This is a genomic window from Rhodanobacter geophilus, assembly GCF_040812275.1.
Lineage (GTDB): Bacteria > Pseudomonadota > Gammaproteobacteria > Xanthomonadales > Rhodanobacteraceae > Rhodanobacter_A > Rhodanobacter_A geophilus.
Genome location: NZ_JBFOHL010000001.1, coordinates 340,059 through 360,166, shown reverse-complemented (window position 1 = coordinate 360,166; position 20,108 = coordinate 340,059). Strand labels below are relative to the sequence as shown.

Sequence of the window (20,108 nt, the reverse complement as noted above, 5' to 3'; positions counted from 1 at the left end):
ATCGCTCCCGGCATGAGCGAGGCCACGCACTGGCGCCAGCACCGCGAAGGCGGCGGCCGCCTCGCACTGTGGCTGATGCGCACGCTGGCATTGCACGGCGGCCGCCGCTTCGGCCGGCTGCTGCTGTATCCGGTGACGCTGTACTTCTTCCTGCGCCGCGGTGCCGAGCGGCGCGCCTCGCGGCAGTACCTCACGCGTGCGTTCGGGCATGCTCCCGGCGTGTGGCCGATGCTGCGCCAGTTCCACGCCTATGCCGCCACCACGCTGGACCGGATCTTCCTGCTCGCCCATGGCGAGCGCGATTTCCGCATCGAGATCGAGGGACTGGCGGAACTGGAGCGGCGCATCGCCGAAGGCCGCGGCGTGCTGCTGGTCGGTTCGCACCAGGGCAGCTTCGAGGCCTTGCGCGTGCTCGGCGCACGGCGGCCCGAGGTGCCGCTGCGGGTGGTGCTGGACAAGGGCAAGACGCCGGCGATGACCGAGTTGCTGGAGGCGCTGGCGCCCGCGGTGGGTGCGGCGGTGATCGATGCCGCGCAAGGTGGCGCCGGCGTGGTGCTGGCCGCGGCCGAGGCCTGCCGGCAGGGCGCGATGGTGGCGCTTCTGGCCGACCGCGCCGGCGAGCACGAGGCGCAACGCGAAGTGGATTTCCTCGGCGCGCCGGCGCCGTTGCCGGTGGGGCCGTGGCTGCTGGCGAGCGCGCTGCAGGTGCCGGTGCTGCTCTGCTTCGGCCTGTATCTGGGCGGCAACCGCTACCGGCTGGTGTTCGAGCCGTTCGCCGAACGCGTGGCGATTCCGCGCGGGCAGCGCGGCCCGGCGCTGGACGCGCTGCTGACCCGCTACGCGCAGCGGCTGGAGCATTACGTGCGGGTGGCGCCGTACAACTGGTTCAACTTCCACGACTTCTGGGCGCGCCCGGTGGCCGGTTCCATCACGCCGCCGTAGGAGCGGTTCCAGCCGCGATGGCGGTGTTGCAGCATGAAGGAGCATCGCGGCTGACGCCGCTCCTACGCGCGGGCCAGGGGAGCGAGTGCGTCATCGATGACCCGCGGTGCGGTGTGCGAGCGCCGATAGCTGCCCACCACGCGGCCGTAATGCAACACGCGGGTGATCGTGTACGTGGTGATGCGCAGGGTGTCGCGCACCGGCCGCAGGTGACTGGGCCGCGCGCCGGGCGGGTAGCGCGAGGCGATCGGCACCGCGACCACGCCCATGCCCAGCTCGCGCGAGGCCGCGATCAGGATCGCCGCCTCGAACACGAAGTTCTGCGCCGGCAGGTCGACCAGGTCCAGCGCGGCACGCGGGTACCAGCGCTGGCCGCTCTGGGTGTCCGCCACCGGCTGGCCGCAGGCCCAGGAAATGCCCCAGTCGGCGAACGCGTTGGCGCGCCGGCGCGCCTTCGGCTGCTGCACCTTGTCGAGCAGGCGCGCGGCTATCACCAACTGGCCGGGATACGCGGCGGCGGCGGCGACGATGCGCGGGATGTCGGCCGCCAGGTGCTGGCCGTCGCCGTCCATCGTCAGCACCGCCTCGTAGCCCCGGCGCAGCGCCTCGCGGAAGCCGTCGCGCAGGGCCTGGCCCTTGCCGCGGCGTTGCCCATGCCGCAGCAGCGTCACCGGCAGCGTGGCGAGGATCTCCGGCGTGCGGTCGTCGGAGCCGTCGTCGACCACGATCACCGGGGCGCCCAGCGCGAGCACCGATTCGACCACGCCGCGGATCGCCGCCTCCTCGTTGAGGCAGGGGATCAGCACGCACCAGCGGGGCAGGGCGGCGTTCACGCGACGGGCTCCACGTCGATCAGCAGATCCAGTGCGGTGGCGGCCCCGAGTCGGCAACGGCCGGCGTGTCCGGCCAGCGACGCAAGCAGCGCCAGCGCGGCGCCGGCGGGGTTGCCATCCGCTTCGCCGGCCAGCGTAGCGGGCGGCGGCGTGGATGCGGCGTGATCCGCCGATGTTTCCAGCCGCAGCCGCGCCAGTGTGGTTGCACCGGCTGCGGGCGCCAGCAGCAGGGCGCAACCGAAGGCGCGCCCGCAGCCGGTCATCTCCAGCAACGGGCCGCGCCCGGCGATGTCGCTGCACACCAGCAGCACCGGGCGTTGCTCGGCCAGCGCCTGGGTCGCCGCTTCGAGCAGCGCTGCGCCGAAGGTGCGGATGCCGGCGCAGACCGCGCTGGACGGTGCGCGGCAGCCGGTGGCGATGGTCCAGTAGCCGGCCGGCGCGTTGTGCACGGAGTGGTGGAAGCGGGTGGGCGACAGTTCGGCCGGTGCGTGCGCCAGCGTGCTGCAGATCGCGTCGGTGATCGCCTGGTCGCCGTGCGCCGAGGCGAACACGCAGGCCAGCGTGGCCGGATCGCGCCCGCTCATCGCCAGCGCCTGGCCGGCCACTTCCACCGCCAGGCGCACGCTCTCCGGCGCGCGGCGGCGCTCGTTCGCCGGCAGCAGTGCGGCGGCCGGCGCGGCGGGTGCGGCCGCCGCCGCGCCGGCGAGCAGGGCGCGCAGCGCGGCGAAGTCGCCCAGTCGCGGCGACCACAGGCCGATGCCTTCGACGTGCAGCAGCATGGCGGTCATGGTGCGCGTCCGAACACAAGGCAGGCGTTGTTGCCGCCGAAACCGAAGGAATTGCTGAGCGCCACGTCGACGCGCCGCGACTCGTGGCGCCATGCGAACTGCGCGCCGCAGGCGGGGTCGGGCGTGGCGGCGCCGAGGTTGCCAGGCACGAAGCCGTGTTCGATCGCCTGCAGCGCGATCGTGGCCTCGACGATGCCCGCCGCGCCCAGTGTGTGGCCGGTAAAGCCCTTGGTCGAACTCGCGCGCGTGGTGGCGGGGAAACGGCGCGCCAGCAGCGCCATTTCCATCGCGTCGTTCTGCTTGCTCGCGGTGCCGTGCAGGTTCGCGTAGTCGACCCGCGCCGCGTCGAGGCCGGCACGGGCCAGCGCCGCGTCCAGCGCCAGCTCCGCGCCGTGGCCGTCGGGATGCGGCGCGGACATGTGCCAGGCGTCGCTGGCCTCGCCATAGCCGAGCAGGCGCGGCGCCTGCGGCGCGGCCTCCGTGCGTTCCAGCAGCGCGAAGCCGGCGGCTTCGCCGATCGAGATGCCGTCGCGCGCCGCGTCGAACGGGCGGCAGGCGGCAGGCGAGATCAGCTCCAGCGCGTTGAAGCCGAACAGCACGTTGTCGCACAGGCTGTCCACGCCGCCGACCACGGCCGCATCGACCAGATCCAGCGCGAACAGGCGCGCGGCGCTGGCGAATGCCCTGGCGCTGGACGAGCAGGCGGTGGAGATCGTGAGGCAGGGGCCTTCCAGCGCCAGCGCGGCGCTGGCGAACGCGCTCAATGAATCCGGCGCGTGCAGCGCGTGCCGGCGCAGCCCGGCGGGAAAACGACCGTCGGCATCGAGCCGGCGATACGCCTCCTCGGTGGCGCCGATGCTGGCGGTGGAGGTGCCCAGCAGCAGCGCCATGCGGCGCGCGCCGTAGCGCTCGCGTGCGGCATGCACGCGAGCGAGGAAACCGTCCTGCTGCAAACCCAGCCAGGCGAGGCGGTTGTTGCGGCAGTCCCAGCCGGCCAGCGCGGGTGGCAGTGCCGTGTCTTCCACGCCGGCTACGCGGCCGATCCAGCCCAGCCGCGGCGCGCTGCCGAAATCGTCGGGACGCAGGCCGCCGCGGCCGTGCCGCAGCGCGTCGCGCTGCGCCGCCAGTCCGCGACCCAGCGCGGAGGTGACGGTGCAGGCGCTGACCGCGAGCGGGGTCATCGGTGTCGTCATCGCATCAGCCTAGCGAGCGGCTTCCGCGCTGCCTAGCTTGCATGCCGCGGGCGGCGCCTGCACGTTCAGCTGCGGTGCGCTCCTGATCCGGCGCAGGTCCACGCGGCGCCGCGCCACAGCGGCGATGGAAACCGCTCTTGCTAAGCTCGCGACGATGACGATGGAGTGCAACCTGATGAACGAACAAGCCGACCGCGCCGAAACCCTCCTGCGCGAACTGCAGGACCGCATCTGCGCCGAGCTGGAACGGCTGGATGGCTCCGCGTGCTTCGTCGAGGACGCCTGGACGCGGGCGGCGGGCGGCGGCGGACGCACCCGCGTGCTGAAGGATGGCGCGCTGTTCGAGCAGGCCGGCGTGAACTTCTCGCGCGTCTCCGGCCAGCAGTTGCCGCCCAGCGCCACCGCGCATCGCCCCGAGCTGGCCGGCGGCAGCTTTATCGCCACCGGCGTGTCGCTGGTGCTGCACCCGAAGAATCCCTACGTGCCGACCACGCATGCGAACGTGCGCTACTTCGAGGCGAGCAAGGCGGGCGTGGCGCCGGTGTGGTGGTTCGGCGGCGGCTTCGACCTCACGCCGTACTACCCGTTCGACGAGGACGTGGTGCACTGGCACACGGTGGCGCGCGACCTGTGCGCGCCGTTCGGCGCGGACGTCTACCCGCGCTACAAAAAGTGGTGCGACGAGTATTTCCAGCTCAGGCACCGCGGCGAGACGCGTGGCGTGGGCGGGCTGTTCTACGACGACCTCGACGCGGGCGGCTTCGAGCGCTGCCTCGACTTCACGAAGGCCGTGGGCCAGGGTTTCCTCGACGCCTACGCGCCGATCGTGGAGCGCCGCCGCGATACGCCGTACGGCGAGCGCGAGCGCGAGTTCCAGCTGTACCGGCGCGGCCGCTACGTGGAGTTCAACCTGGTCTGCGACCGTGGCACGCTGTTCGGCCTGCAGTCGGGCGGGCGCACCGAGTCCATCCTGATGAGCCTGCCGCCGCGGGTGCGCTTCGAGTATGCCTATGCGCCCGAACCGGGCTCCGCCGAGGCGCGGCTGGCCGACTACCTCAAGCCGCGCGATTGGGTGTGACCGCGCGGCTCGGGAGGGTGCCGGTTACGGCGCGGCGCCGCCGAACTTCTCCGCCGTGGCGCCCTTCACCGGGCCGATCTGCGCGCTGTCGCTGACCTTGAGCACCACCGGCCGACGGAATTCCAGCGTGCCCTGCACCACCGCGTGCGGGCCGATCACGATTACCGGCTTGTGGTCGCTGCCCCAGTGGAACCAGCCGTTGTTCGGCTGGTCGACCAGGATGCCGCCCTCGACGCGCGAGTTCGCGCCCACGGTGATGTCGCCGGCCACGGTCTCGAGGCCGCCGGCGACGTGGGCGGCGTCCAGCCGGATCGCGCCATTGACGTTGGAGAGATGGCCGCCAACCTGGGCGCCCTGCGCCAGGCCGATGTCGCCGTTGACCGCATGGACCTGGCCGTCGACCTTGCCGCCGGTGGCGACCTCGATCGAGCCGTTGACGGTGTGCAGCTCGCCGGCCTCGGCCTGGGTGCCCAGGGACACCGAGCCGTTCACGGTGGTGGCCTGCTGCACCACGGCGTGATCGCCCACGTCGACGTCCCCGTTGACGCTCTTGGCGGTGCCGACGTGCTCGCCGGCCTCGACGCGGACGTCGCCGTTGACCTTGTGGATGTCGTTGTCCGAGGCGGTCGCGGCCAGCGGCAGGAGGAGGGCGAGGGAAAGCAGGATGCGGCGCATGGCTGGGCTCCGTTGCGTGGATGACATGACTGGGATGCGTCGCACGAGCAAAGGGTTGGCGTGACCTTTGGCAGGGGCGGGTTTGCCGCTACCATTCCGGACCTCCCCGCCGAGAAATCCCGCCATGCACAAGCTCGTCCTGATCCGCCACGGCCAGTCGCAATGGAACCTCGACAACCGCTTCAGCGGCTGGGCCGACGTGGACCTCACCCCGCTGGGCGAGCAGGAGGCGCGCGAGGCGGGCGAACTGCTGAAGCGCGAAGGCTACGCGTTCGACGTGGCGCATACCTCGGTGCTCAGGCGCGCGGTGCACACGCTGTGGGGCGTGCTCGACGCGATGGAGATGAGCTGGCTGCCGGTGCACACCGACTGGCGCCTCAACGAGCGCCACTACGGCGCCCTCACCGGCCTCAACAAGGCCGAGACGGCGGCGAAGTACGGCGACGCGCAGGTGAAGGTCTGGCGCCGCAGCTACGACATCCCGCCGCCGCCGCTGGAACGTGCGGCGAACGAGGCGGTGCACGACCCGCGTTATGCCGCGCTGGCGCCCGCGCAGATTCCCGATACCGAATGCCTGAAGGACACCGTGGCCCGCGTGCTGCCGTACTGGCACGAAGTGCTGGCGCCGGCGATCAGGGCCGGCCGGCGCGTCGTGGTCGCCGCCCACGGCAATTCGCTGCGCGCGCTGGTGAAGTACCTGGACGGCATCTCCGACGCCGACATCGTGGAGATGAACATTCCCAACGGCGTGCCGCTGGTGTACGAGTTCGACGAACACCTGAAGCCCCTGCGGCGCTACTACCTGGGCGACGCCGCGGCGATCGAGGCGAAGATGGCCGCGGTGGCGAACCAGGGCAAGGCGAAGTAGCGGGTCGCGTCGCGCATGACAGCCGTCATGCGCGACGGCTACCGGGCGTCCATCGCGCGGCGCCAGCGTCTCGGTTAGGCTGCGCGCATTCTCCCCGCCGGATGCGCAAGCATGTCTCCCCACCTGATGAGCTACGCGATCATCGTGCCGCTGCTGGTGCTGATGGTCTGGCGCCGGATCAGCCGCCAGTTCGGCCGCCAGCCGATCCGGCGCAAGCGGATGATCGCGCGCATCGTGATCTTCGCGGTGATCGGCGGCCTGCTGATGCTGGGCGGCCTGCATGACATCCGCCTGGCCGAGGGTGTGCTGGGCGGCGCGGTGATCGGCGCGGCGCTGGGTTTCGTCGGCCTGCGCCTGACGCGCTTCGAGACCGATCCGGTGAAGGGCGACTGCTACCTGCCGAACCCGTGGATCGGCGCCGTGCTCACCGCGCTGCTGCTGGGCCGGCTGGCGTGGCGCTTCATGGTGCTGGCGCCGCAGATGCAGCATGCCGACGCGCTGGCCGCCGGCGCGCCGCCCGGCACCAGCATGCAGATGGGCTACCAGTCCAGCCCGCTGACCATGCTGGTGATCGGCCTGCTGGTGGGCTACTACATCGTCTATTACGCCGGCCTGCTGGTGCACCACCGGCGCTACCAGCAGTCGCGCGCCGCCGCCGCGTGAGGCGCGTGGCTGGTTGCCGGGAAACAGCCGGGACTCGCTCGACCCTGGTCAGGGCGCGACGCTGAAGTCGATCTCCAGCGGATAGGGCGAAGGCGAAACCGGCGGTGGCGGCAACGTCCAGCCGGCGAACTGCCCGGCCATGCAGGTGGCGACCTTGCTGGCCGGCTGCACCGCGATGTGCTGCGGCTTGCCGTGCGCGTCCACGTCCAGCACCAGGGTGAACGGCGACTTGTCCGCCGGCGCGTTGCTGGCGAGGCAGCCCTTGTAGGCGTCGGTGGTGGGGTTGCCGATCTTGCCCCACAGCGCCTTCTGGTAGGCCGGCCCGGTGGCGGCGGCCTCGGCCATCTTCGCCTGGTGCACGCGGGTTTCGAAATCGATGGCGCCATTCGCCGGCGTGGCGCCCAGCAGCAGGGCGAAGGCGAGGGGGATGGGCATGCTGGGGCTCCGGCGGCGATGCGCTGCCGGAAACCTTAGCAGCTTGCCTCCGCGGGAGTGATGGCGTGCCGGCGCAGCCAGTCGGCCACCTCGATGGCCGGCAGCGGCGGGGTGATGTGGTGGCCCTGCACCTCGTCGCAGCCCATGTCGCGCACCGCGGCAAGCACGCTGGCCGTCTCCACCCCTTCCATCACCACGCGAAAGCCGAGCTCGTGGCCCAGCGCCGCCATCGCGCGCACGATGGCGGCGTCGTGTCGGCGGGTGTCCAGGCTGCGTACCAGCGACTGGTCGATCTTCAGGCTGGAGGCCGGCATCCGGCGCAGCGCGTCGAGGTTGCTGTAGCCGATGCCGAAGTCATCGATGGCGATGCCCACGCCGGCCTCGCGCAGCGCGACCAGCACGTGGCGGGTGAGCTCGTCGTGGTGGATCGCGACGCTCTCGGTGAACTCCAGCTCCAGCCGGGCCAGGGGCACGCCGTGGCGTCGTGCCGCCGCGGCGAGGCGTGTCTCCAGCATGGCGTCCAGGTCGATGCTGGAGACGTTCAGCGACAGCCGCACGTCGAGCCCGTCGCGCAGCCATGCCGCCAGTTGCGCCAGGCCGTGGTCGAACACCCAGTCGGTCAGCGCGCGCATCAGGCCGGCCTGCTCGGCCAGCGGCACGAAGGTGGTGGGCGACACCGCGCCCAGGGTGGGATGGTGCCAGCGCGCAAGCGCCTCCAGCGCCACGCAGCGGCCGCTGGCCAGTTCCACGCGCGGCTGGTAGTGCAGCTCCAGCTCGGCACGCTCGGACAGCGCGGCAGCCAGCTCGGTGACCAGGAAGAATTCCTGCCGCTGGCGCTCGTCCTGGCGGTGGTCATACGCGGTCCAGCCGCGGGCCGTGCCCAGCGCGATCCACGAGGCGTTCATCGCCCGCCGCAGCGGGTCGCCGCCGCGCAGTTCGCCGGCCTCGATCTCGAGCAGGCCCACGCCCGGCTGCAGGGTGAGCGCGATGCCGAGGCAGTCGACCGGGTCGCGCAGCATGGCCACCAGCGCGTCCAGTTGCGCGGGCGTGGGCGCCTCCTGCGACCCCGGGAGCAGCACGGCCAGCCGGGTGGATGCCACCTGGTAGAGCTGCATGCCCGGCGTCATCCAGCCTTGCACCCGTTCGGCCGTCGCGTGCATCAGGGCATCGGCGTAGGCATGGCCCATGGCGCGCATGAAGGCGTTGAAGCGTGCCACCGGCGCGGTCTCGATCGCGACCAGCCAGGCGGTATCGGTTTCCCGTGACAACTGCGCGTGCAGGTCGGCGAAGAACGCATTGCGGTGCGGCAGCCGCGTGGAGGGATCGATGCGGTTGAGGTAGCAGCGCAGCGCCGCCCCGGTGGCGGCCAGCGCCGCCACGTCGCGCAGGGCGGCAAGCTCGCCGGCGCGCAGGGCGAGGCGCGGGCGGCGGTCGACCACGAACAGCGCGCCCAGCCGCTGGCCGTCCAGGCCGAACACCGGCTCGCTGGCGAAGAAGGCGACTTCGGCCTGTGCGGGGTCGATGCCGGCGGGCAGGAAACGGGCATCCTCGCGGGCGTCGGCTACCACCTCGGCGACGCCGTGACGTGCGGCTTCGCGACAGGCGGCCAGCAGCAAACCGTCCATGTGCGGCGCGTCGCCGTATCCGGGCGGGTTGTGCCAGAACGCGCTGCCGTCGCTCAGCAGCAGCGCCACCAGCGGCACGCCCAGCGCATTGGCCGCCAGCCGCGCCACGGCCTCGAAGCCGGGCAGGGCATGCTGCTCGGTCGTTCCCGCGAGCGTCGGTGCATGGTTGGTGTCGGGCCGCCCGTCGGGGAGCGGACCCTGCACGATATCCATCGTCCCCTCCCCCAGCTTGGCCGTGTGCTGCCAGCCGTCGCAGGCTACTGCGGCGGCGATGGGGTGGCAATCGCGGGGCGCGATTCAGTCGCCGCGGTGCGGCAGCGCCAGGTATTCCTCGCTCTGCATCTCGATCAGGCGCGACTCGGTGCGGCCGAATTCGGCGCGCAGGCGTTCGCCGTCGTACAGCTCGGTGATAGGCGCGGCGGCGGAGAGCACCAGCTTCACGTGGCGGTCGTAGAACTCGTCCACCAATTGCACGAAGCGCTTGGCGGCGTCCTCGCTGTAGACGGTGAATTGCGGCACGCCGGAGACGATGATCGCCGGGCCGGCCTTGGCCAGCGCGATGTAGTCGGCCACCGCGCGCGGCCCCTCGCACAGCGCGGCGAAGTCGAACCACAGGATGTTGTCGGCGCGTTTGCGGCAGGGGATCGCGCGGCCGTTGATTTCCAGCGTGCCGCCTTCGACCACTTCGCCGCGGGCGTGGTCGCGGAAGATGCGCTGCAGTGCGCGGTGCGCCTCCGGGCCCGGCGGCGTGTGGTACACCGCGGCCTGCGTCAGCGCGCGCAGGCGCCAGTCGCGCGAGGAGGCCATCTCGACCACGCGGCAGTGCCGCTCCAGCAGCGCGATCGCGGGCAGGAAGCGCGCGCGCTGCAGGCCGTCCCGGTACAGGTTTCCCGGCGCGGTGTTCGAGGTGGTGACCAGCGCCACGCCGCGCGCGGACAGGCACTCCAGCAGGCGGGCGAGGATCATCGCGTCGCCGATGTCGTTGACCAGGAACTCGTCCAGGCACAGCACGCGGCAGCGCGCGGCAAGGCCGGCGGCCACCTCGGCCAGCGGATCCTGCCGCTCGCCCAGTTCGCGCAGGCGCTCGTGCACCTCGCCCATGAAGCGGTGGAAATGCCGTCGCAGCGCCGCGCCGTGCGGCAGGCTGGCCACGAACAGGTCCATCAGGAAGGTCTTGCCGCGGCCCACCGTGCCCCACAGGTACAGGCCTTGCGGTGCCTCGGGCGCCTCGCTGGCAAGCAGCGACTTCAGCCGTCCGAACAGGCTGCCGTTGCCGTTCGCCGTGGCGCACAGCGCGGCGTGCAGGCGGTCGAGCTCGGGCAGCACCGCGAGCTGGGCGGGATCGGATTCCCAGCGGTGCGCGGCCACGCCTTCCTGGTAGCGCACGCCGGGTGCGGGCGAGAGGGTTTCACTCATGGGGGAATCAGGCGCGCGCCGCCGGCAGCCAATCGGCGATCGCGTGCTTCACTGCGCCGCGCAGGTCCATCAGCCGGCGATGGAAGAAGTGGCCGGTCTCGGGCATGCGGATCAGTTCCGGCGGTTGCTCCATGCCATCGATCCAGTCGAATACCGCCTGCGGTTCGACCACCTCGTCGGCCTCGCCCATCACCACCAGCCACGGGCAGGCGGGCAGCACGTCGTCCGCCATCGACCAGCGTCCCACCGGCGGCGCGATGCTGACCAGCGCGTCGGCCCCCAGCCGTACCGCGCTGCGGATCGTCACATAACTGCCGAACGAGAAGCCGGCCAGCCACAGCGCATCGGCGGGGCGCGCCCGGCGCAGCCAGGCCACCACGGCGGCGAGATCCTCGCTTTCGCCGTTGCCGTCGTCGTAGCTTCCCGCCGAGGCGCCGGTGCCGCGGAAGTTGAAGCGCAGCGTGTCCAGCCCCGACTCGCGCAATGCGCGCTCCACCATCGTCACCACCTTGTTGTGCATGGTGCCGCCCTGCACGGGATTGGGGTGGCAGACCACCGCCACGCCCTGGCGCGCCTCGTCGGGCGCGGCCACGTCGCTGATGCATTCCAGTGCGCCGACCGGGCCGGTGAGCGTGAAGGCGGATGCCTCGGCGGGGAAGCTCGCCGGGTCGGGGGGAAGTTCGGGGAGATTCATGCCGGCATTGTAGCGGAGGCGTTCCGCCTGCCTCCCCTCTCCCGTCAACGGGAGAGGGGGCGAACGAAAACGCCGCCCGAGGGCGGCGTTTGCCTTGCCCTGAGTGACGCGGGGCTTACTTGGCCTGGTCGACGATCCAGGTGACCGCCGCCTTCACCTGCGCGTCGGTGAGCGCGGGGTTGCCGCCCTTGGGCGGCATGAAGTTGCCGTCCGGGCCGTGGTAGCCGTCGGTGGCGTGCTTGATCAGGGTGTCCAGGCCCTCGGCGATGCGCGGCGCCCACATGGCCTTGTTGCCCACCTTGGGAGCGCCGGCGACGCCGGCGGTGTGGCAGCTGGTGCACAGGTTGTCGAAGATGGTCTTGCCATCGGTGGTGCCGCCGTAGGCGACCTGCGAGGCGGCGGCCTTCGCCGCGGCATCGGCGGCGGCCTGCATCGCGGCGCGGCCGGTGTTGCCTGCATACACCGCGCCGGCGGGCGCGAGGCGCGCGGCGACCTGTGACTGCACGTTCGGGTCGGTTTCCTTCGGTTCGTGGCCGTAGATCGCCAGGGCAAGCAGGATCAGCACCACGGTCAGCGCCGCCAGCCCGCCGATCAGCTTGGCGAACTGCTGCACGAAAGCCCGGTCGGAATTGTTCATGGAACCGCTCACGTGTGTACTCCAGGTCGGTGGATCGTCCGCAAGGCCCCTGCGGCACCCGGCGGGTGCCCGCACCTGCCGTGGCCGCGTAGCGATGCGGTGAAGTCCGGCTAGCGCAAGGCCCGGAGTATAGACGAAGCCGCCGGCAAGTTATCAGCCGGCGGCAGCGGCGATCTGTCGCGCCGTGGAACCACGGCGACTGCCGTTTGTCCAAGCGCGGCGGTGCGGCGGGAGCGCATCCCTGCCATCGGTCATGCTTCCCCCCTGTCGACTGGCATTGTTCCTTTTTCTTGCACTGCACCTATGCTTGGCACCAGTCAGCCGACCGCGAGCGCGTCGGCACGGGTTCCAACGGTGGCACGGATTTCATATCGGGAGTTTTCTGCATGTCGCGTTTTTGGAAGATCGTGCTGATCGTCGTCGCGGTGGTCGTGCTGGCCATCGTCGCCGTGCGCCTGCTGCACAAGCCCGGTGGTGCGGGACGGGGGCAGCCCGGTGGCATGGGCGGCAAGGACAATCCCCCGGTGCCTGTCACCGTGGTGCCGGTGGTGAAGCAGAACGTGCCGGTCTACCTCACCGCGCTGGGCACGGTGCAGGCACTCAACACCATCACGGTGAATCCGCAGGTGGGCGGCCAGCTGATCAACCTCGCCTTCACCGAGGGCCAGCCGGTGAAGAAGGGCCAGGTGCTGGCGCAGATCGATCCGCGCACCTTCCAGGCGAGCTACGACCAGGCGCTGGCCAAGCAGAAGCAGGACACCGCTTCGCTGGCCACCGCGCAGAGCACGCTCAAGCGCAACCAGGCGCTGGTGGCCAGCGGCTACGTGGCGGCGCTGGACATGGATACCTACCGCAACAACGTGAACCAGCTCGAGGCCGCGGTGGTGCAGGACAGGGCGGCGGCGGAAAGCGCCAAGGTGCAGCTCGACTACACCCAGATCCGTTCGCCTATCGACGGCGTCGCCGGCATCCGCGCGGTGGACCCGGGCAACGTGGTGACCACCAGCAGCACCATCGTCACGCTGACCCAACTGCACCCGATCTACGTGATGTTCACCCTGCCCGAGCAGAACCTGGACATGGTGCGCAAGGCGCAGATGGAGGCGCCGCTGCAGGTCGCCGCGCTCGATCGCGTGGACAAGCACCCGGTGGCCACCGGCGGCGTGCTCAAGGTGATCGACAACGAGATCGACGCCACCACGGGCACGTTCCGCCTGAAGTCCGAATTCCAGAACGCGGACAACGCGCTGTGGCCGGGCCAGTTCGTCAACGTGCGGTTGCAGGTGCGCGTGGATGACGGCGCGCTGGTCATCCCGGCCGAGGCGGTGCAGCGCGGCCCCGATGGCGACTATGTCTACCAGGTGCAGGGCGACAACACGGTCAAGATGCAGCCGGTGGTCGTCGCCGGCGAGGTGGGCGACAGCCACGTGATGATCGGCAGCGGCCTCAACGCGGGCGAGCAGGTCGTCACCGAGGGCCAGTTCCGCCTGAAGCCCGGCAGCAAGGTCAACCCGCTGAAGCCGGGCGAGGTGCCGCCGGCGCCGACCGCGGCGGACCTGCAGAAGGCCAAGGGCAAGGGCGGCGGTCGCCACGGCCACTGACGCAACTCCGGTGGCCGCCGCCCCGGCGACGGCCGCCTGACCCGGCCGCCACGGTGGCGGCGGGCCACGCATCACCTCCCGGCGGCCGCGGGCCCCGGTGAGCAGGACGCCATCCAGACAGCAGCACGGACACCCATGGGATTCTCGACGCTCTTCATTCGCCGCCCGATCGCCACCTCGCTGCTGATGGTGGCGATCCTGCTGCTCGGCATCCTGGGCTACCGCCAGTTGCCGGTGTCGGCGCTGCCCGAGATCGAGGCGCCCAGCCTGGTGGTGACCACCCAGTATCCGGGCGCCAGCGCCAGCACCATGGCGGTGCTGGTCACCACGCCGCTGGAGCGCCAGCTGGGCCAGATCTCCGGCCTCACCATGATGAGCTCGGACTCCTCCGCGGGCCTGTCCACCATCGTCATGCAGTTCGCCATGAACCGCGACATCGACGTGGCCGCGCAGGACGTGCAGGCGGCGATCAACCAGGCGCGCGGCGTGCTGCCCAGCAACCTGCCGTACCCGCCGGTGTACAACCGGGTGAACCCGGCCGACGCACCCATCCTCACGCTGTCGCTGCAGTCGGACAGCCGGCCGCTGCGCGACGTCAACGACTACGCCGACTCGATCCTGGCCCAGAAGCTGTCGCAGGTGCCGGGCGTGGGCCTGGTCTCGATCGCCGGCAACGTGCGCCCCGCGGTGCGCGTGCAGATGAACCCGGCGCAGCTGTCCAACCTGGGCCTCACGCTGGAGGACGTGCGCAGCGCGCTCACCCAGGCCAACGTCAACGCGCCCAAGGGCACGCTTAACGGCAAGACGCAGAGCTATTCGATCGGCACCAACGACCAGCTCGCCGACGCGGCCGACTACAAGAACACCATCATCGCGTACAAGAACAACGCGCCGGTGATGCTCGCCGACGTGGCCCAGGTGGTCGACGGCGTGGAGAACGACCAGCTCGCCGCGTGGTCGAACGGCAAGCCGGCGGTGCTGCTCGACGTCCGCCGCCAGCCCGGCGCGAACATCGTGCAGACCGTGCAGCAGATCCGCCAGATCCTGCCCGAGCTGCGCGCCGCGCTGCCGGCCGACGTGCACCTGGACGTGTTCGCCGACCGCACCATCACCATCCGCGCCTCGGTGGAGGACGTGCAGTTCACCCTGCTGCTGACCATCTTCCTGGTGGTGGCGGTGATCTTCGTGTTCCTGCGCCGGCTGTGGGCCACGGTGATCCCCTCGGTGGCGGTGCCGCTGTCGCTGCTCGGCACGTTCGGCGTGATGAGCTTCACCAGCATGTCGCTGGACAACCTCTCGCTGATGGCGCTCACCGTGGCCACCGGCTTCGTGGTGGACGATGCGATCGTGATGATCGAGAACATCGTGCGCTACATCGAGCAGGGCAAGAGTGGCAAGGAGGCGGCCGAGCTGGGCGCGAAGGAGATCGGCTTCACCGTGCTGTCGCTGACGGTGTCGCTGATCGCGGTGTTCCTGCCGCTGCTGCTGATGCCCGGCGTCACCGGCCGCCTGTTCCACGAATTCGCCTGGGTGCTGACCATCGCGGTGGCGATCTCGATGCTGGTGTCGCTGACGCTGACGCCGATGATGTGCGCCTACCTGCTGCGCCCCGACCAGCTGCCCGAGGGCGAGGACGCGCACGAGCGCCACCTCGCCGCCGGCAAGCGCACCGTGTGGTCGCGCATCGTGGGCGTGTACGAGCGCTCGCTGGACTGGGTGCTGGACCACCAGCGGCTGACGATCCTGGTGGCCGCCGCCACGGTGGCGCTGACCGTGTTCCTGTACATCACCATCCCGAAGGGCCTGCTGCCCGAGCAGGACACCGGCATGATCACCGGCGTGGTGCAGGCCGACCAGAACGTGGCGTTCCCCGCGATGGAACAGCGCACGCAGGCGGTTGCCGAGGCGCTGCGCAAGGATCCGGCGGTGGCCGGCGTGGCCGCGTTCATCGGCGCGGGCACGATCAACCCCACGCTCAACCAGGGCCAGCTCTCCATCGTGCTGAAGGACCGCAGCAAGCGCGACGGCCTGGGCAAGATCCTGCCGCGCCTGCAGCAGGCGGTGGCCGACATCCCCGGCGTGGCGCTGTACCTCAAGCCCGTGCAGGACGTGACGCTGGACAGCACCGTCGCCGCGACCGAGTACCAGTACGCGCTGTCGGACACCAACATCGACGAGCTGGCGAGCTACGCCAGCGAGATGACCCAGGCGCTGCGCCAGCGGCCCGAACTGGCCGACGTGGACAACAACCTCGCCGACCAGGGCAACGCGCTCAAGCTCACCATCGACCGCGAGAAGTCCAGCCGCCTCGGCGTGCCGGTGCAGACCATCGACGACACGCTGTACGACGCGTTCGGCCAGCGCCAGATCTCCACCATCTTCACCCAGCTCAACCAGTACCGCGTGGTGATGGAGGTGGCGCCGCAGTTCCGCACCACCACCGCGCTGCTCGACCAGATCACCGTGCGCGGCAACGGCAACGGCGCGCTCACCGGCAGCACCGCGACCAGCTTCGGCCAGGTGAAGTCCAGCAACTCGGCCACGCCTTCCGGCATCGGCAACACCGGCAACGTGGGCTTCACCATCGGCGCCGGCGGCGCCATCCCGCTGTCCTCGCTGGTCAGCGCCAAGGTCACCAGCGCGCCGCTGGTGATCAGCCACCAGCAGCAGCTGCCCGCGGTGACGGTGTCGTTCAACGTGGCGCCGGGCTATTCGCTGTCCGACGCGGTGGCGGCGATCCACCAGGCCGAGGCGCAGCTGAAGTTCCCGCCGCAGCTGCGCGGCGAGTTCATCGGCAAGGCGGCGGAGTTCTCCAACAGCCTGGGCGACGAAGTGCTGCTGCTGCTCGCCGCGATCGTGGTGATCTACATCGTGCTGGGCGTGCTGTACGAGAGCTACATCCACCCGCTGACGATCATCTCCACCCTGCCGCCGGCCGGCGTGGGCGCGCTGCTGGCGCTGATCCTGTTCGGCATGGACCTGTCGGTGGACGGCATCGTGGGCATCGTGCTGCTGATCGGCATCGTGAAGAAGAACGCGATCATGATGATCGACTTCGCGATCGAGGCGCAGCGCAAGGGCATGAATGCGCGCGACGCGATCCACCGCGCCTGCCTGCTGCGCTTCCGCCCGATCATGATGACCACCGCCGCGGCGATGCTGGGCGCGCTGCCGCTGGCGCTGGGCAGCGGCATCGGCGCGGAGCTGCGCCGGCCGCTGGGCGTGTCCATCGTTGGCGGCCTGCTGCTGTCGCAGCTGGTGACGCTGTACACCACGCCGGTGATCTACCTGTACATGGAGCGTTTCCAGGACTGGCTGCACGCACGCCACGAGCGTCGCGTGCTGGCCCGCGCACAGGCCGACGGCACGGCACATTGAATGGGCGGACTCCATCGGGCACCGCGCGGCGGTGTCGCATCCGGCGCGGCGAAACGATCAACCGTTTCGCCGCGCGCACGTTGAGCAGAACATGAATCGCAGCACTTCCATCCGCCTTTCCGCACCGTCGCGCCGCGAGCGCCAGGCATGAACATCTCCGGCATCTTCATCCGCCGTCCGATCGGCACCTCGCTGCTGGCGATCGGCGTGTTCGTGACCGGCATGATCTGCTACCTGCTGCTGGGCGTGTCGGCCTTGCCGGACATGCAGTTCCCGGCGATCTTCGTGCAGGCCAGCGAGGCCGGGGCGGACGCCTCGACCATGGCCTCCACCGTGGCCGCGCCGCTGGAGCGCCACCTGGGCCAGGTGCCGGGCATCCAGACGATGAACTCGCACAGCTCGGAGAGCAGCACCTTCGTCTTCATGATGTTCGACAACGGCGTGAACCTGGATTCCTCCGCGCGCGACGTGCAGGCCGCGATCAATGCCGCGATACCCGACCTGCCCGCGGGAGTGACGCCGAACTACCAGAAGGCCAACCCCAACGACGACCCGATCATCGCGATCGCGCTGACCTCGACCACGCAGTCGGCGGCGGACATGTACAACCTGGCCGACACCTTGCTGGCGCAGCGCCTGCGCCAGCTGAAGGGCGTCTCCTCGGTGGACATCGCCGGCGCCGCCACGCCGGCGATCCGCGTCGACGTGAACCTGCGCGCGCTGAATGCGATGGCGCTGTCGCCGGACCAGCTGCGCAACGCGCTCACCGCCGCCAACGTCACCTCGCCGGAGGGCTTCCTGTCCAACGGCAAGACCACCATGGCGGTCAGTTCCACCGCCCAGCTGCACACGGCGGGCGACTTCGCGAACCTGGTGATCGCGATGAAGAACGGCACGCCGGTGCGCCTGTCCGACGTCGCGCACGTCTATGCCGGCACCCAGGATGCGTACCAGGCGGCCTGGTTCCAGGGCCGGCCGGCGATCCTGATGTACGTCTTCAAGAAGTCCGACGCCAACGTGATCGCCACGGTGGACGAGGTGCGCGCCCAGCTGCCGCTGCTGCGCGACTACCTGCAGCCGGGCACGAAGATGACGCCGTTCTTCGACGACACGCCGACGATCCGCGCCTCGCTGCACGAAGTGCAGGCCACCCTGCTGATCTCGCTGATGATGGTGGTGCTGACGATGGCGCTGTTCCTGCGCCGGCTCGCGCCCACCCTGATCGCCGCGGTGGCGGTGCCGCTGTCGCTGGCCGGCGGCTTCGTGGCGATGTACATCCTCGGCTACACGCTGAACAACCTCACCCTGCTGGCGCTGGTGATCGCGATCGGCTTCGTGGTGGACGACGCGATCGTGGTGATCGAGAACATCATCCGCCACATCGACGCCGGCATGACGCGGATGGAGGCGACGCTGGCCGGTGCCCGGGAGATCGGCTTCACCATCGTCTCGATCACCGCCTCGCTCATCGCCGTGTTCATCCCGCTGCTGTTCGCCGGCGGCGTCACCGGCATGTTCATGCACGACTTCGCGGTGACCCTGGTGGCGGCGATCGTGATGTCGGCGCTGGTCTCGCTGACCCTGACCCCGGCGCTGTGCGGGCGCTTCCTCAACGGCCACGACCATCGCACCGGGCCGTCGCGGCTGGGGCGCATGCTGGACCGCTTCCACGCCGGCATGCTGTCGATCTACAGCCGCGCGCTGGCGTTCTCGCTGCGCCACACGCTGGCGTTCGCGCTGACCCCGCTGGTGCTGATCGGCATCACGTTCTTCCTGTTCGGCGTGGTGAAGAGCGGCCTGTTCCCGGCGCAGGACACCGGCCTGATCTGGGGCCGAGCCACCTCCAGCGCCACCGTCTCGTTCGGCCAGAGCGAGCAGCGCATGCAGCGGCTCACCCACATGCTGATGTCCGACCCGGACGTGGCCACCGTGGGCACCCGGCTTGGCACCAGCCGGCAGGGCGCCAGCGGCTCGTTCAACATCGACCTGAAGACCAGCGCGCAGGGCCGCAAGGACGACACCTTCGCGGTGCTGGCGCGGCTCACCGCCAAGGCGTCGAAGTACCCCGACCTCAACCTGCGCCTGCGCCCGCTGCAGGATCTGCCCAGCGCGGGCGGTGGCGGCACCAGCCAGGGCGCGCAGTACCAGATCGGCCTGCAGGGCAATGACCTGGCCGAACTGCAGGAGTGGCTGCCGAAGCTGGTGGCCGAACTGAAGAAGAACCCCAAGCTGCAGGACGTGGGCAGCGACGTGGACGAGGGCGGCCTGCGCCAGAACATCGTGATCGACCGCGCCACCGCGGCGCGGCTGGGCGTGTCGATCGGCACCATCGACGGCGCGCTGTACGACGCGTTCGGCCAGCGCCAGGTGTCCACCATCTACTCGGACATCAACCAGTACACGGTGGTGGTGAACGCGCTGCCGAACCAGACCGCCACACCGGAATCGATCAACCAGATCTACGTGCCGTCCAGCAGCGGCACGATGGTCCCGCTCACCGCGCTCGCGCACCAGGTGCCGGGGCTGGCGCCTTCGTCGATCACCCACCAGAACCAGTACACCACGATGGACCTGAGCTTCAACCTCGCTCCCGGCGTGAGCATGGGCGAGGCGATGGCGATCGTGCAGGCCACGGTCACCAACATGCGCATGCCGGGCGACATCAAGCTCAACGTCGGCGGCGACTTCCACCGCTTCCAGCAGATGCAGAGCGGCATGCTGTGGCTGGTGCTGGCGGCGGTGCTCACCGTCTACATCGTGCTGGGCATGCTGTACGAGAACCTGATCCACCCGGTGACGATCCTGTCCACCCTGCCGGCGGCGGGCGTGGGCGCGCTGATGGCGCTGTGGCTGACCGGTACCGAACTGTCGGTGGTGGCGCAGATCGCGCTGGTGCTGCTGATCGGCATCGTCAAGAAGAACGCGATCATGATGATCGACTTCGCCCTGGTGGCCGAGCGCGAGCATGGCAAGAGTCCGCTGGAGGCCGCGCACGAGGCCTGCCTGGTGCGCTTCCGCCCGATCATGATGACCACCATGGTGGCGATCCTCGCCGCGCTGCCGATCGCGATCGGCCTGGGCGAGGGCAGCGAGCTGCGCCGCCCGCTCGGCATCGCGCTGATCGGCGGCCTGCTGATCTCGCAGAGCCTGACCCTGCTCTCGACGCCGGCGCTGTACGTGGTGTTCTCCTGCCTCGGCGCGCGCTGGAAGGCGTGGCGCTCGCGCCACGCCGGGCGGCGGCGCGCGGCGCCGGTGCGGCTGCCAGGCTGAACGCGCGGCGGC

The 20,108-nt window shown here is 70.6% G+C and carries 16 protein-coding genes; 7 read left to right on the top strand and 9 right to left on the bottom strand.

The window, feature by feature from the left end; genetic code table 11:
• Positions 1-12: 12 nt before the first annotated feature.
• Entirely contained in the window at positions 13-942 is a 930-nt protein-coding gene (locus ABQJ56_RS01565) for a lysophospholipid acyltransferase family protein (protein ID WP_367843230.1), read from the top strand.
• Between the two features lie 62 nt (positions 943-1,004).
• Here ABQJ56_RS01565 and ABQJ56_RS01560 read toward each other — a convergent pair whose 3' ends face one another.
• From ABQJ56_RS01560 to ABQJ56_RS01550, 3 genes are read right to left on the bottom strand one after another with little or no spacing between them, the layout of a single operon-like run.
• Positions 1,005-1,775: a glycosyltransferase family 2 protein gene (locus ABQJ56_RS01560; protein ID WP_367843229.1), complete on the bottom strand. Its 771-nt coding sequence runs from the start codon at positions 1,773-1,775 to the stop codon at positions 1,005-1,007.
• On the bottom strand, positions 1,772-2,563 hold the full coding sequence (locus ABQJ56_RS01555; RefSeq protein WP_367843228.1) for a beta-ketoacyl synthase chain length factor: 792 nt from the start codon (positions 2,561-2,563) through the stop codon (positions 1,772-1,774). Before ABQJ56_RS01555 ends, ABQJ56_RS01560 begins: the two co-directional genes overlap by 4 nt.
• Positions 2,560-3,744, bottom strand: coding sequence for a beta-ketoacyl-ACP synthase (locus ABQJ56_RS01550; protein ID WP_367843332.1), 1,185 nt, complete (start codon positions 3,742-3,744; stop codon positions 2,560-2,562). Before ABQJ56_RS01550 ends, ABQJ56_RS01555 begins: the two co-directional genes overlap by 4 nt.
• Positions 3,745-3,931: 187 nt before the next feature.
• Here ABQJ56_RS01550 and hemF point away from each other — a divergent pair, with 187 nt between their 5' ends.
• Positions 3,932-4,834, top strand: coding sequence for an oxygen-dependent coproporphyrinogen oxidase (hemF, locus tag ABQJ56_RS01545; protein WP_367843227.1), 903 nt, complete (start codon positions 3,932-3,934; stop codon positions 4,832-4,834).
• A gap of 24 nt (positions 4,835-4,858) precedes the next feature.
• Here the strand turns inward: hemF and ABQJ56_RS01540 are convergent, their stop codons facing one another.
• A complete protein-coding gene (locus ABQJ56_RS01540) occupies positions 4,859-5,509 on the bottom strand; it encodes a DUF4097 family beta strand repeat-containing protein (RefSeq protein WP_367843226.1) in 651 nt (216 codons plus the stop codon).
• A 124-nt stretch (positions 5,510-5,633) separates the two neighbouring features.
• Here ABQJ56_RS01540 and gpmA point away from each other — a divergent pair, with 124 nt between their 5' ends.
• Both gpmA and ABQJ56_RS01530 read left to right on the top strand, forming a co-directional pair.
• Positions 5,634-6,377, top strand: a complete 744-nt coding sequence (gene gpmA, locus ABQJ56_RS01535; RefSeq protein ID WP_367843225.1) for a 2,3-diphosphoglycerate-dependent phosphoglycerate mutase — start codon at positions 5,634-5,636, stop codon at positions 6,375-6,377.
• Between the two features lie 111 nt (positions 6,378-6,488).
• On the top strand, positions 6,489-7,040 hold the full coding sequence (locus tag ABQJ56_RS01530; RefSeq protein ID WP_367843224.1) for a CcdC protein domain-containing protein: 552 nt from the start codon (positions 6,489-6,491) through the stop codon (positions 7,038-7,040).
• A gap of 48 nt (positions 7,041-7,088) precedes the next feature.
• Here ABQJ56_RS01530 and ABQJ56_RS01525 read toward each other — a convergent pair whose 3' ends face one another.
• The 5 genes from ABQJ56_RS01525 to ABQJ56_RS01505 form a co-directional block, all read right to left on the bottom strand.
• Entirely contained in the window at positions 7,089-7,475 is a 387-nt protein-coding gene (locus ABQJ56_RS01525; RefSeq protein WP_367843223.1) for a peptidase C13, read from the bottom strand.
• Between the two features lie 35 nt (positions 7,476-7,510).
• Positions 7,511-9,313, bottom strand: coding sequence for a putative bifunctional diguanylate cyclase/phosphodiesterase (locus ABQJ56_RS01520; protein WP_367843222.1), 1,803 nt, complete (start codon positions 9,311-9,313; stop codon positions 7,511-7,513).
• A gap of 84 nt (positions 9,314-9,397) precedes the next feature.
• Positions 9,398-10,516: a cell division protein ZapE gene (gene zapE, locus ABQJ56_RS01515; RefSeq protein WP_367843221.1), complete on the bottom strand. Its 1,119-nt coding sequence runs from the start codon at positions 10,514-10,516 to the stop codon at positions 9,398-9,400.
• A 7-nt stretch (positions 10,517-10,523) separates the two neighbouring features.
• Complete coding sequence (locus ABQJ56_RS01510; protein WP_367843220.1) at positions 10,524-11,210, bottom strand: alpha/beta hydrolase; 687 nt, start codon at positions 11,208-11,210, stop codon at positions 10,524-10,526.
• Between the two features lie 115 nt (positions 11,211-11,325).
• Complete coding sequence (locus ABQJ56_RS01505) at positions 11,326-11,847, bottom strand: c-type cytochrome (protein ID WP_367843219.1); 522 nt, start codon at positions 11,845-11,847, stop codon at positions 11,326-11,328.
• 386 nt (positions 11,848-12,233) lie between these two features.
• Here ABQJ56_RS01505 and ABQJ56_RS01500 point away from each other — a divergent pair, with 386 nt between their 5' ends.
• The 3 genes from ABQJ56_RS01500 to ABQJ56_RS01490 all read left to right on the top strand — a co-directional run bounded on the left by ABQJ56_RS01500 (position 12,234) and on the right by ABQJ56_RS01490 (position 20,096).
• On the top strand, positions 12,234-13,448 hold the full coding sequence (locus ABQJ56_RS01500) for an efflux RND transporter periplasmic adaptor subunit (RefSeq protein WP_367843218.1): 1,215 nt from the start codon (positions 12,234-12,236) through the stop codon (positions 13,446-13,448).
• 135 nt (positions 13,449-13,583) lie between these two features.
• Positions 13,584-16,826 (top strand): efflux RND transporter permease subunit, encoded by a 3,243-nt coding sequence (locus ABQJ56_RS01495; RefSeq protein ID WP_367843217.1) that lies wholly within the window; start codon positions 13,584-13,586, stop codon positions 16,824-16,826.
• Between the two features lie 147 nt (positions 16,827-16,973).
• On the top strand, positions 16,974-20,096 hold the full coding sequence (locus ABQJ56_RS01490) for an efflux RND transporter permease subunit (RefSeq protein WP_367843216.1): 3,123 nt from the start codon (positions 16,974-16,976) through the stop codon (positions 20,094-20,096).
• Positions 20,097-20,108: the final 12 nt, after the last annotated feature.